Consider the following 12600-nt stretch of genomic DNA (forward strand, 5'->3'; position numbering starts at 1 on the left):
ACTCGGGTCCGGTCGTTGTTACTCGGTGCCGAGACCGGCGTCGTCGACCTTGTCCTTGCCCTCGGCCTCGAGGACCTTGTTGAGGAGCGTGAGGTCGTAGATGCCTTCCAGATGGGGCTTCTCCAGCAGACCGGCCTTGACCGCGTGCTCCGCCTCGGTGTTGAGGGTGGCGGCCAGCGGGTCGTCGAGGAATGCGATGGACTTCCAGGCCGGGTCGATGACCTCGGCGGGCAGCTCCTTGCCCGACAGCTCCTTCAGCGCCGCGTTGGCGGACGCCTTCGCCTTCTCCGGGTTGGCGTTGATCCACTCATTGGTCTTCACCGAGCCGCGCAGCACCGCCTCGACGACATCCGGGTGCTCCTTCAGGAACTCCTGCCGCACGATGATGTTCGTGATCACGAACTTCTTGTCCGGCCACAGCGTCGACTCGTCGAGCAGCACCTTGCCGCCCTCGGCGACCAGCTTGGACGCGGTCGGTTCCGGCACCCACGCGCCGTCGACGGAGCCGGACTTGTATGCGTCCGGGGTGATCTTGTTGTCCGTGCGGACGACGGAGACATCGCCCTTGCCGCTCTGCGCGTCGACCTTCCAGCCCTGCTCGGAGATCCAGTTGAGGAACGCCACGTCCTGGGTGTTGCCGAACTGCGGCGTGGCGATCTTCTTGCCCTTGACGTCCTTCAGTGACGTGATCTTGTCCGGGTTGACGACGAGCTTCACACCGCCGGAGGCGGAACCGCCGATGATGCGCAGGTTCTCGCCCTTCGACTTGGTGTAGCCGTTGATGGCGGGGGAGGGGCCGATCCAGCCGATGTCGATGGAGCCGGCGTTGAGCGCCTCGATCTCGGAGGGGCCGGCGTTGAAGGTCGAGGACTTGATCGTGGTGCCGCCGAGCTCCTTCTGGAGCAGGCCTTCCTGGACGCCCACCAGGGCGGTGGCGTGCGTGAGATTGGGGAAGTAGCCGATCTTCACTTCGTCGGCGGAGAGCTTCTTGGCGTCCGCCGCGACCTCGGTCTGCTTGCCGTCGTCGGTGGACTCGGAGCCGTAGCCGCAGGCGGTCAGCAGGAAGGGGAGTGCCGCCATGGCGGCGAGGGTGCGCAGGGTGGTGAGCGGTCTTGCGGCAGACACGGAGGTGTCCTCTCAGGGATGGGCGATCAGGGAGGTACGGGAAAGCGAGGAGTGGGGCCCGCGGGCACGCACCAGTACTCCGCTCGCCGGCCCTCGGCAGCAGGAATGCCGTCTGCTGAGGAGCGGATCGTGGGGGAGTGGGTGCTGCGCCTGCGACGCAGCCAATGCCGCGCCTGAAGCGTGAGGTCAGGAGGATGCGGGCGCTGTCGGTCGCAGGGTGACCCGTCCGCCGAAGCCGGAGAGGCGGCGGGAGAAGCCCAGCGGTTTCCTGTGGGGTGCCAGCAGGTTCTGCGGAGGTCTCAGACGGGCCGACAGATGGCGCTGGACGTACGGCTGAAGTCGATGTGGCGACGCGAGGTGAGGAGGGGCAGCAACCAGCCTGTGCGGTTGAGCGTTCGCATGGCCATACCCCTCGGTTCCCTAGTTTTCCTACCTGGTTGCTAGGGATCGTGGCAGAAGGTGGCGGCCATCCCAAGGGGGTGTTCGCATGCTGGACTCCTTCATCTCGTTTACCGAGATGAGGGGTGAATGGTCCAGCGTGTCAGGGGTCTACCCAGGCGCCCGGGGCGTGGGACAGCGCGGACACCTCGGCGGGCAGTTGGGCGGACGCGACGTCGGCGAGTGACACGCCCTCGAGGATCTCGCGCACGTTGGATCGCAACGCGATCCACAAGGGGAGCAGCGACTCGGCGGGGCCTGTGTAGGACAGCTCCGGAGGGCGGACCCCGCGCAACGAGACCAGCGGTCCGTCCACGATGCGGATGACGTCGGCGATGCTGATGTCCTGGGCGTCGGCGATGGCCTCGGCCTTCAGTGGACCGTCCTCCCGTGACGCAGCGAGCTGCAGTGCGGCGCGCACGGCGTAGTCGGCCCTGCTGAGATCCGCATGCGCCCATCATCCCTTGAGGCATCGGTCGGCATCCGCTTCGGGCGGGCCGCCGGGCAGGGGCGGGTGTCCCCTGTCCGGCGGCCGTGGGCCTCAGGCCGCGGCGGGGGTGTAGTGGGAGGCGTCGTCGCCGTCGATGACGTGGCTGAGGGTGCCGTCGACGCCGGCGGGGACGTCGCCGGCGACGGTCACGCGGTGCAGCAGGCGCGGCAGGTCGCCGTAGTCGTCCGGGGCGTAGTGCTGGGTGATGCGGTTGTCGAAGAGGACGAGGTCGCCGGGCGTCCAGGCCACCCGCACGATGTTCTCCGGGCGGGTGACGTACGACTGGAAGATGCGCAGCAGGTCACGGGAGTCGGAGGGGCTGAGCCCGACGATGCTCTGGGCGAAGCCGCCGATGAACAGCCCACGCTCCCCGGTCTCGGGGTGGACGCGGACGACCGGGTGGGCGGTGCGGTACTTCCTGGAGACGAACCGCCTGCGGTGCTCGGCCGCCTTCTCGTTCTTGGGGGCGGCGTAGTCGTAGTCGTTGGTGTGCACCGCCCACAGCTTGTCGGCCAGCTCGCGCAGCGGCTCGGGCAGGTCCCGGTACGCGGCGGCCGAGTTGGCGATGAGGGTGTTGCCGCCGTAGGGCGGGACCACGATGCCGCGCAGCGTGGACGCCTTCGGGGGTGTCCGGACGAAGGTGACGTCCGTGTGCCACTGGTTGGCGCGAATGCCCTCGTCGCCGTCGACCGGGAGGATGTGGGGCTGACCGTCGACGGACGGCACAGTGGGGTGCGCGGTGGTGAGCTCGCCGAAGAGGGCGGCGAAGCGAAGCTGGCCCGCGTCGTCGAGCCGCTGGTCGCGGAAGACCAGCGCCTTGTGTTCCAGAAGCGCGGAGTTGATCTCGGTGACCACGGCGGGGTCGAGGTCGGTGGAGAGGTCCACGCCGAGGATCTCGGCGCCGATTCGGCCGCCGATCCTGCGGATGTCGAAGCCGGTGCTGGTGGTCATGCGCGGGTTCCTTTCACATCGGGTGATTGATCGGGAGGTGGTCAGGAAGTGTTGGGGAGTGAGGCTCCTTGGCCCCTGGTGGTCCGAGGGAAGGGCCGACGGCTCGCAGCGCGCCGGATGTGCGGCCCCGTCCCCAGCCGATGTGCCGGCGGTAACTGCCGAGCAGGCCGGTACGGTCCAGGTGGTCCTCGTCCCGTGCGGTGGAGTCCTCGGGCAGCGGGTGGGTCAGGGGCGCCACGTACAGCGCGTCTGCCGGGCAGTTCGCCTCGCACTGGAAGCAGGTCTGGCAGTCGTCGCGGCGGGCGAGCACCGGGATGCCGTCCTCACCGCGGTCGAAGACATTGGTCGGGCAGACCTTGATGCACTTGTCGCAGGTGATGCAGCGTTCCGCCGAGACCAGTTCGATCACGAAGCCACCTCCAGCCGTGCCGACGGTGCGGTTGGTGTGGTCGGCAGGGGCTTGGTGCGGGTCCACACCCGGTCGAGGCCGCCTGTGCGGCCTGTCGGGCGGCGGGCTCCGGGGGGACGTACCAGACGCCGTTGCCGGCAGAGGCGGTGGCGCCGCTGGTGCCGCAGTAGCCCTTGTCGGCGAGGATCACGTCCGCGCCGTCCTGGGCCGCCTTGAGGGCGGCCCATGTGGCCGCAGGCCCGCCGCCGACCACGAGGACATCGGTGGTGAACTCCAGCCCGGTCATGCGGGCCCTCCCTCCGCCGTGGCCGCCGTGGCCAGCCGGTTGGCGGGGCGGGCCAGCCCGTAGTGCTCACGCAGGGTGCGGCCGGTGTACTCGGTGCGGAAGAGGCCGCGCCGCTGCAGGATCGGTACGACGTGGTCGACGAAGTCCTCCAGTCCGCCCGGCAGATGGGGCGGCATGATGTTGAAGCCGTCGGCGGCGCCCTGGGTGAACCACTCCTCGAGCTGGTCGGCTGTCTGCTCGGGGGTGCCGGCGAAGACGCGGTGGCCGCGTCCGGAGCCGAGGCGGGCGATGAGCTCGCGCAGGGTGAGACCGTCGCGGCGGGCGAGTTCGGCGACGAGCGTGAAGCGGCTCTTGTTGCCGTTGATGTCCCGCTCCTCGGGCAGTTCCGGCAGGGGGCCGTCCAGCGGCAGCCCGGTCAGGTCGGTGCCGAGCATCCCGGACAGCTGGGCGAGCCCGTACTCGGGCACCTGCAAGTCCGTCATTTCCTGTTCGAGTGCGCGGGCCTCGGCCTCGGTGGAGCCGATGACGGGAGCGATGCCGGGCAGCACCAGCAGCTGGTCCTCGGTGCGGCCGTGGCGGGCCAGCCGGGACTTGAGGTCCTTGTAGAAGGACTGGCCGTCGGCGAGGGTCTGCTGGGCGGTGAAGACGGCCTCGGCGTACTGGGCGGCGAACTCCTTGCCGTCCTCCGACGAGCCGGCCTGCACCAGCAGCGGGTATCCCTGCGGGGCGCGCGGTACGTTCAGGGGGCCCTGCACTCCGAAGTACTCCCCGCGGTGGTTGATCTCCCGCACCTTGTCGGTGTCGGCGTAGACGCCGCGCTCACGGTCGAGCAGGATCGCGTCGTCCTCCCAGCTGTCCCAGAGCTTGGTGGCGACGTCGACGAACTCCCGTGCCCGCCCGTAGCGCAGCCGGTGCTCCAGGTGCTCGTCCTGCCCGAAGTTGCGGGCCTCGTTCACGGTGCCGGAGGTGACGATGTTCCAGCCGGCCCGGCCTCCGCTGATGTGGTCCAGGGAAGCGAACTTGCGGGCGGTGTGGAAGGGCTCGTTGAAGGTGGTGGAGACGGTGGCGATCAGTCCGATGTGTTCGGTCACCGCCGCCAGGGCGGACAGCAGGGTGAGCGGTTCGAAGCCGCCGAGCGCGTTGTGCCGGACCTTGCCCCACAGGGCGAGGCCGTCGGCGAGGAAGACGGAGTCGAGCAGGCCGCGTTCGGCGGTCTGTGCGAGCTGCTGGAAGTAGCGCAGGTCGGTGACGCGTTCGGGCTGGGTACGGGGGTGGCGCCAGGCGGCGTCGTGGTGGCCGGCGTTCATCAGGAAGGCGTTGAGATGCAGCTGACGGGGTCTGGTCGCGGGCATGGGGTACCTCGGATCGCAGGGAACGAGACGCACGGGGAACAGCGAGACGCAGGGGCAGCGAGACGGACGGGCTGTGACGGGACCGGCAAGCAGTGAGATGAGCGCCGGCCGGGTCAGCTGTCGGCGGGTACGCGCCAGGAGCTGAGCCGCCGCTCCACGGTCACCAGGAACTGGTTGAAGGCCACGCCGATGGCGGAGATCGTGATGATGCCCGCGTACATCTGCGGGATCGCGAAGTTGTACTGAGAGGCGTTGATCAGATAGCCGAGGCCCGCCTTGGCGCCGATCATCTCGGCGGCGACCAGCACCAGAATGGACACCGCTCCGGCCAGCCGGATGCCGGTGAACATCACCGGAACCGACGCCGGCAGGATGACCTTCTGGAACAGCCGGGGCGCGGAAAGGTCCATCGACTTCGCCAGCTTCAGCAAGGTCGGGTCGACGTTGCGGACCGCGCTGATGGTGTTGAGCAGGATCGGCCAGGTGCACGCGTACACCACGATGGAGATCTTCGAGGTCTCGCCGATGCCCAGCAAGAGCACGAACACCGGCAGCAGGGCGAGGGCGGCGGTGTTGCGGAAGACCTCGAGGAGCGGGCCGAGGAGGTCGGCGACCGGCCGGTACCAGCCGATCAGCAGGCCGAGCGGCACGGCGAAGGCGACGGCGAGACCGAATCCGCTGAACGAGCGCACCAGGCTGGCGCGTGCGTTGTCGGCGAGCTGACCGTCGGCGGCCAGCTCCCACCAGGCGCGGGCGACCTCGCTGAAGGGCGGCAGGAAGGTCCGGTCGACCAGGCCGAGTCGCGGTGCGGTCTCCCACAGCACCAGCAGGGCCACGATCGCCGCTGACTTGGTCGTCCCCTTCAGCAGGAAGTACGGCAGTCGGCGGACCGCCCGGTGGACCCGGGCCGTGGAGGAAGGGACTCGGCGTATGTCCGACGGTGCTGTTCCTGGTGTCGGGGCCGCGGCGGACGGAGCGGGGGAAGGGGCAGGGACGGGCTCGGCGGTGCTCTCCACGCCGGGCGCCCTGGTCTTCTCGGTGGTCGTGCCGGTTGTGGTGCTCATGCGGAAGCCTCCTCCTTCTCCAACTGCTGGGCCCTGGCCACCTCGTCGTGCAGCAGCGACCAGATCTCATGCCGGTAGCGCGCGAACTCGGGGCTGGAGCGGAGGTCGTCCGTCGCCGTACGGGAGTCGAAGGCGACCGGCACGAGCTGTTTGATACGGCCGGGCCTGGATGTCATGACGGCGACGCGTTGTCCCAGGTAGACGGCCTCGTCGATGCCGTGGGTGATGAAGACGACGGTCTTGCCGGTGCGCTGCCAGATGCGCAGCAGTTCGTCCTGCAGCGACTCCCGGGTCTGGGCGTCCAGCGCGGCGAACGGCTCGTCCATCAGGAGCACATCGGGGTCGTAGGCGAGGCTGCGGGCGATCGCCACCCGCTGGCGCATCCCTCCCGACAGCTCATGCGGATGGCGGTCCTCGAACCCGGACAGACCGACCAGGTCCAGGAACTCCTTGGCGTGTCCGGCCCGTTGACGCCGTGGGACGCCGGTGGCCTCCAAGCCGAACTCGACGTTGCCCTGCGCCGTGCGCCACGGCAGCAGTGCGTACTGCTGGAACACGATGCCTCGGTCCAGGCCCGGACCAGTGACGGGTACGCCGTCCAGCAGGATCCGCCCGCCGGTGGGTCGGGCGAGGCCGCCGAGCAGGTCCAGCAGCGTCGACTTTCCGCAGCCGCTGGGGCCGACCAGGACGATGAACTCGCCGGCCGCTATCTCCAGATCGATGCCGTCGAGGGCGGTGAAGCGCGTGTTCTGCCGATCCCTCGTGCGGTCCTTGACGGTGAATTCCTTCCGTACGTCCTCGAACACGATCTTGGGTGTGATGGATTCCGGCATGGGATTCAGCTCCCGCTCGTCGAGGCGGAGGAGTCCGCTGAGGTAGTCGAAGCGCTGCTTTCGCCCGCGGCGTTGAATTCATTGGTGTAGAGGTCCGACAGTGTGACCTGGTCCTTCTGGATGTCGCCGCGGTCGGCCAACCAGTCGATCCACAACTGGAATTCCTTGCCGGTGATCCGGCCTGCCGTCTCGGCGACGCCGTAGGAACGCCAGTACTTCAGGGGTGCGGTGTCCTCGTTGCGGCCGCGCTTCTTCACGATGTCTGTCATCCGCGCGACGACTTCTTCGTGCGGAGTGGAACGGGACCACTCGATGGCTTTTCCGACGGCGGTGACGAAGGTCCGGGCGGTGTCGGGGTTCTGCTTCAGGAAGCGGTCCGTCATCACGTAGGTGCCGGCGCTGAACGCGCCGAGCAGTCGATAGTCGGTGAACAGTGGGCGGATGCCGCCGGCTGCCAGGGCCTTGTCGCGCAGGATGCCGCCGAGCACGGCCACGTCGATCTGCTTCTGACGCAACGTCTGTTCGGTGTTGACCGGAGGCACCACGAGGGGCTCGACCCTGCCGATGTCCGCCGGGGAAAGACCGCCTCGCTGCAGGTAGATGTCGAGCATGGCCTCGGAGTGGGCTCCGAGCGTGTTCATTCCGACCTTCTTGCCGATCAGGTCCCTGGCGGAGCGGATCGGGCTGTCCTTGAGGACGTAGAAGCCGTTGTAGGCGTACTTGTCGGTGCCGTAGTAGCTGATGACCGCCTTGATGGGGGCCTTGTTCGCGGCCAGTTTGACGACCGCGCCGTTGAACGCGCCGCCGAAGTCGACCTGGCCCGTGGCCGCGGACTGGATGTCCTGCGGTCCGCTGATCGTGTTGCCGACCCACTTCAGCTTCACGTCCTGCAGATAGCCGAGGTCCTCGGCCAGCTCCGGCAAGGTGACCTGGCCCGCCCAGCCCTGGTACCGGAGCGTCCTGGTCTGGCCCTTGCCGGACGTGGCTCCGGTCGCGGTCGTGCCGCAGCCCACGGCCACCGTCGAGAGACCGAGCAGAGTGAGGAACTGACGTCGGGTCGATGCCGTCGTGGCCATGGAAAGGTCCTGTTCAAGAAACTGGGCAAGGAAATGGCAGACGTCGAACGGTGGAAAGGAAACCTCGGCAGGAATTGCTTCGAGGAGCGTGACGTCTGCGAGAACAGCGACTTGGCGTAGAAGCCGACTGTGAAATGGAGCGAAGGGAAGCTGTGCCTGTCAGTGGGTGCGGCGACCGATGGCACAGATGGCGCTGGCCTGACGTCGCAGATCGACGTGCAGGCGCGCGGCGAGGTTCTCGGACTTGCTCACAGATAAGAGGGTTGCAGCGAAATTCAGCCAGGTCAATGTCGCTCGCGTATGCGTCTCATATTCTCAACGGTCCGACATGCCGATGAAGTACCGCGTTCACAGTTCTCTGGACGGGTGGTCGTGGGGTGACTGCCGTCTGTGCCGGGCACTGGCCGTCAGCGCAGTGACTGCGCGGCGTAGAGGACGCCGAGGACGGTGGCCAGGGTTGCGAGCATGAGGCGCAGTGCGGTCTCGGGCAGGTGAGGTTGCAGATGCGCCCCGAGGTAGCCGCCGGTCAGTCCGCCGAGACCGCAGGCCAGGCCGAGGTACCAGTCAGGGGCGATGTCACCGGAGCCGGTCAGGGACAGCAGCGCGAAGGTCGCGGCGCCGGCCACGGAGGTGGCGAAAGTGGAGGCGAGAGCGGCCGGTGCCACCCGGGCGACGGGCATGCCCCGGCCGACCAGGATGGGGCCGAGGATGGATCCGCCGCCGATCCCGTAGATCCCGCCGATGACTCCGACGGCCAGGGCCAGTTTGGTGATGGCCCGGGGAGAGGGTTCCGCGGCCGGGATCGGCCGGGTGCGCCGGAGGGTGCGCCCGATGAGCCACAGGCCCAGCGGCATCAGCAGAACGGCGACCAGAAGACGGAAGGCGGTGGCCCCCGGGACGGCGAAGACCCGTACCACGGCGCCGAGGACCACCCCGGGCAGAGTGCCGGTCACCAGGCGGCGCGTCAGCGGGCCGTGCAGCAGGTCCGCGCGGTGGTAGCGCAGCAGGGCGCCGGGCCCGGCCACCACGTTGAACAGCAGATTGGTGGGTGTGACCGCCGGGCTGGGTACGCCGAGTACGCTCAACTGCACCGGCAGCAGGAACACCGCACCCGAAACCCCCACCGGCGCGGTCGCCACCGCTATCAGCAGGCTGGCGGCCAGCCCGACCAGCCCCGTTGACCATGTCACGGCAGCCCCCTGAATCGAATGCCTATCCAGTATCAGGCGGGCAGGACGAACGGAGGGTGGGCGCCGTTGAGGAAGTAGTCCCCGACATCGCGGAGCCGGTGGGCGACGGGCTCGTACAAGGCGTGGGTGCGGGCATTGCGCCAGAAGCGGTCCAAGCCCAGCCGCGCGGAGGCGGAGCGGGAACCGATGATGTCGAGGGCGCGGGCGGTGGACTCCTGCGCGGCCTTGGACGCGGCGGCCTCGGCCATGGCCACGAGGACCGAGATCTCCGCGCACTCGTCGTAGGTGAGGTCTTCACCGCGCGCCAGTCCGCCGTGGACGGCTTCCCGTGCTTGATCGGCGAGCGCCGAAGCGGAGCGGGTGAGGACGGTGAGTTCTCCGTAGACGCTCAGTACCCGCGGGTCCTGCGGGGAGCCGGCCGGCCAGGCGGGGTGCCAGGGTGAGTGGCCCGCCCTGCTGTACTCACGGGCTTCGGCGAGTACTCCCTCGGCCATGCCGAGACGGAGCTGGACGGAGACGAGACGCCCGACCGGCGACACCAGAGCGGCCGGAGGCGACAGGAGGTCCTCGTCCGCGGACAGGGAACCGAGTATGCCGTCGGCGGTGACCGGCACGGCGTCGAACTCCACGCTCCCGCCCGCCGCGAGCCGCTGGCCGAAGGTGTCGGCGTCGCCGTCGATCCCCACGCCGTGCCGGGCGGGGTCGACGAGGACAGCGAGTGGTTCGCCGGTGTCGGCCCGCACCGCCCGTACGGCGAGGCGGTCGGCGACCAGGACCCCGGTTGCGTAGTTCTGCCGACCGTCGAGCACATGGCCCTTCCCTGTCCTGGCCAGTGTCAGAGGCGGTTCCTGACGGGCGAAACCACCACCCCAGCACCACTGCTCCGCCGCGGACTGCCGCTCGAGCCGCGCGGCGAGAGAGCGCTCGGTGAAGAACCGGGCGCTCCACGACAGGAAGTAGTGACAGCCGAGCAGTTGACCGATCGCGCCATCGGCCGCTGCGATCTCCCGGACCAGGGTGTAGGCCGTGGGCCAGTCCGCGCCGCCTCCCCCCAGCTCGGCCGGTATGAGAAGCGTCAGCAGCCCTGCCTCACGCAGCCGGGACACCTCGTCGAACGGGGCCTTGCCCGCCTGTTCCCTGGCCACCGCGTCCGTGGCCAGGTCGTCCGCCGTCTCGCGGGCCACGCGCAGCCAGTGCGCACGGCCGGGCCCGGTCCGGTCGGCTTCCGAGGTGGGGCTGGATGGCGCAGGGGCAAGGCCCATGGCAGTGGTCTCCTCAAGGTCGGCCGCAGGCCGCGGCGTTGGGGCTCTCCTGCTGGCCGGGCAGGTACTTGTAACCCACGCGGCGTACGGTGACGATCCGGTGCCGGTGAGCCGTGCCCAGCTTGCGGCGCAGGCGCGCGATGTGGACATCCACGGTGCGGCCGTCCCCGATGTGGTCGTAGCCCCAGACCGCGGCCACCAACTGCTCGCGGGAGTGCACCTGGTGGGGATACCGCACAAGATGTGCCAGCAGCTCGAACTCCAGGTAGGTGAGGTCGAGTTCGCGTCCGTCCAGCTCTGCGACATGTCGCGCGGGATCGATGTGGACGACATCGCCTCCCGTTAGTCGGACAGGTGGTGCGTGCGTGTGGGCGACCGGTCGGATCTCCGGCCGCGTCACGTCTTCGGCGAAGAGCTGCGCGGGATCGGTGCCCTCGGGGATCAGCACGAGGTAGCCGACGAGGGGACGGGAACCGTGTCCTCCGCCGCCCTCCCGCGCGGTCTCGTCCACGAGACGGAGACGGCGTGTGCCGGTGAGCTGCGAACCCCGTGGGGTGGCCTGGGCAGCCGGAAGTGCCGTGGTCATGGCGGTCGTCCTTCAGAAGTGCGTCGGGCCATCAGGCGCAGGGGTGCGCCTGATCACCTGGGATGAGAGAGAAGGAGCGGAGTGGCACGCGCGAGGTGTGAGCCGCGTGCCCTACACGCGACAGCAGGCGGCGCTGACGACGTGACCAAAGTCGACATGCCGACGACGAACGAGTCGCTGCTGCGTGTGGGACATGTACATCATCCTGCGCACCCGCAGGGCGGGCCGTCAATGCTTCCCTAGTAAATCGATGGGAAATGTAGGGAAGACAATGACGTGGGTGGGATCACCGGTCACCGCCGATCACCGGGCGGGCCTCGGGCGCTGTCGCCCTCTCCAGCCGGGCACGGAGTGCGGCCAGATGGATTCTGAGCCTCTGCAGGGGTGTGAGCGGGAGTGCGCGGGCGGAGCCACGCGCGTAGTGGCGCTCGACGTAGAACTGCCCCACGCTGAGCACGGTGGTGACGGCGATGTACCAGAGGGTGGCGACCATCAGCAGCGGGATGACCTGGTAGGTCTGGTTGTAGACCAGTTGCACCGAGTAGAGCAGGTCGTGCACGGCCAGCACGCTGACGATGCTGGTGCCCTTCAGGGTGCCGATCAGCATGTTCCCGGCGGTCGGCACGATGGAGCGCATCGCCTGCGGTATGACGATCCGGCGCAGGGTGCGCCGTCTGCCGATGCCGAGGGCCTGGGCGGCCTCCGTCTGGCCGGCGTCCACCGAGAGGATTCCGCCGCGCACCACCTCGGCGGCGTAGGCGGCTTCGTGCAGGGTCAGGCCGATGACGGCGGTGAGGGTGGGGCCGAGCAGGTTGACCGTCTTGACGGTGACGAACTGTGGCCCGAAGGGGATGCCGAGGCCGAGCGTCGGGTAGAGGGCGCCGATGTTGAACCAGAACAGCAGCTGTACCAGCAGCGGAGTGGACCGGAAGATCCACGCATAGCCCCAACTCAACGTGCGCAGCACCGCGTTGGCGGACAGCCGCATCACGGCCAGCGGGGTGCCGAGCAGGAAGCCGAGCACCATGACCACGCCGGTCAGCCACAGGGTGAGCAGCAGCCCGTCGAGCACGGCGGCGGTGGTGAAGTACCGGCCGACCACATCCCACTGGAAAGCGCGGTTGCGCACGACGGAGTTGACCACCATCGCGAACACCAGCAGCGCCGCGCCGGCCGTCATCCGGCGGCCGATGTGCCGGCGCGGCACGATCGGCGGCAGGTCGTCGTCGGGACCATGGCCGGGGCCGTGACCTGGGTCTTTCGGACGTGCTGCCGGTGGGACGGATGCGGCGACGCGGGACGGATCGCTGAGATAGGACGGCGAAACCATCAGAAGGCTCTCCAGAAGAGGGAGGCGCGGGCGCCGGTGACCACCCGGCGGCACACACGTTCGCGGAATCCGCGCAGCCACAGCGCGGGTAGGGGCGGCGGCCCGGTTTCGGCGTCATCACGTTCGCCGCGTCCCTCAACGCGGCCGGTTCGGCTGCCGCGCGCGGCGGGCCGGTCCGTGCTCGATCGTATGTGCCCAACGCGCGCAG

15 protein-coding genes are annotated in these 12600 nt (G+C 69.0%); all 15 read right to left on the minus strand.

The genetic code is table 11. The features are described 5' to 3' along the window. Window positions 1-18 precede the first annotated feature (18 nt). Window positions 19-1125, minus strand: coding sequence for an ABC transporter substrate-binding protein (locus ACIRDU_RS07225; protein WP_403575664.1), 1107 nt, complete (start codon window positions 1123-1125; stop codon window positions 19-21). 299 nt (window positions 1126-1424) lie between these two features. Beyond that, complete coding sequence (locus tag ACIRDU_RS07230; RefSeq protein ID WP_403575666.1) at window positions 1425-1532, minus strand: putative leader peptide; 108 nt, start codon at window positions 1530-1532, stop codon at window positions 1425-1427. Window positions 1533-1666: 134 nt separating this feature from the next. Further along, a complete protein-coding gene (locus tag ACIRDU_RS07235) occupies window positions 1667-1984 on the minus strand; it encodes a hypothetical protein (protein ID WP_403575668.1) in 318 nt (105 codons plus the stop codon). Window positions 1985-2104: 120 nt separating this feature from the next. Then, on the minus strand, window positions 2105-3004 hold the full coding sequence (locus ACIRDU_RS07240; RefSeq protein ID WP_403575670.1) for a TauD/TfdA dioxygenase family protein: 900 nt from the start codon (window positions 3002-3004) through the stop codon (window positions 2105-2107). A 13-nt stretch (window positions 3005-3017) separates the two neighbouring features. Continuing rightward, window positions 3018-3413: a 4Fe-4S dicluster domain-containing protein gene (locus tag ACIRDU_RS07245; RefSeq protein WP_403575672.1), complete on the minus strand. Its 396-nt coding sequence runs from the start codon at window positions 3411-3413 to the stop codon at window positions 3018-3020. Then, entirely contained in the window at window positions 3328-3699 is a 372-nt protein-coding gene (locus ACIRDU_RS07250) for an FAD-dependent oxidoreductase (protein WP_403575673.1), read from the minus strand. The genes ACIRDU_RS07245 and ACIRDU_RS07250 overlap by 86 nt, the downstream gene beginning before the upstream one ends. Continuing rightward, the gene (locus tag ACIRDU_RS07255) at window positions 3696-5051 is read right to left on the minus strand and encodes an LLM class flavin-dependent oxidoreductase (protein ID WP_403575674.1); all 1356 of its coding nucleotides are present in this window, start codon (window positions 5049-5051) and stop codon (window positions 3696-3698) included. Before ACIRDU_RS07255 ends, ACIRDU_RS07250 begins: the two co-directional genes overlap by 4 nt. A 113-nt stretch (window positions 5052-5164) precedes the next feature. Next, window positions 5165-6115: an ABC transporter permease gene (locus ACIRDU_RS07260; protein ID WP_403575676.1), complete on the minus strand. Its 951-nt coding sequence runs from the start codon at window positions 6113-6115 to the stop codon at window positions 5165-5167. Continuing rightward, window positions 6112-6948 carry an ABC transporter ATP-binding protein gene (locus ACIRDU_RS07265; protein ID WP_403575678.1) on the minus strand — a complete coding sequence of 279 codons (837 nt, stop codon included), beginning with the start codon at window positions 6946-6948 and terminating at the stop codon, window positions 6112-6114. Before ACIRDU_RS07265 ends, ACIRDU_RS07260 begins: the two co-directional genes overlap by 4 nt. Window positions 6949-6953: 5 nt before the next feature. Further along, window positions 6954-8024: an ABC transporter substrate-binding protein gene (locus tag ACIRDU_RS07270; protein WP_403575680.1), complete on the minus strand. Its 1071-nt coding sequence runs from the start codon at window positions 8022-8024 to the stop codon at window positions 6954-6956. A gap of 159 nt (window positions 8025-8183) precedes the next feature. Continuing rightward, a complete protein-coding gene (locus tag ACIRDU_RS07275; protein ID WP_403575682.1) occupies window positions 8184-8276 on the minus strand; it encodes a putative leader peptide in 93 nt (30 codons plus the stop codon). 155 nt (window positions 8277-8431) lie between these two features. Further along, entirely contained in the window at window positions 8432-9214 is a 783-nt protein-coding gene (locus tag ACIRDU_RS07280) for a TSUP family transporter (RefSeq protein WP_403575684.1), read from the minus strand. 32 nt (window positions 9215-9246) lie between these two features. Next, complete coding sequence (locus tag ACIRDU_RS07285) at window positions 9247-10476, minus strand: acyl-CoA dehydrogenase family protein (protein ID WP_403575685.1); 1230 nt, start codon at window positions 10474-10476, stop codon at window positions 9247-9249. Between the two features lie 13 nt (window positions 10477-10489). After that, window positions 10490-11062, minus strand: coding sequence for a winged helix-turn-helix domain-containing protein (locus tag ACIRDU_RS07290; protein WP_403575687.1), 573 nt, complete (start codon window positions 11060-11062; stop codon window positions 10490-10492). 286 nt (window positions 11063-11348) lie between these two features. Then, window positions 11349-12392 carry an amino acid ABC transporter permease gene (locus ACIRDU_RS07295; RefSeq protein ID WP_403575689.1) on the minus strand — a complete coding sequence of 348 codons (1044 nt, stop codon included), beginning with the start codon at window positions 12390-12392 and terminating at the stop codon, window positions 11349-11351. Between the last annotated feature and the right edge of the window lie 208 nt (window positions 12393-12600).

Source organism: Streptomyces sp. NPDC093598 (assembly GCF_044764825.1).
Classification (GTDB): Bacteria; Actinomycetota; Actinomycetes; order Streptomycetales; family Streptomycetaceae; genus Streptomyces.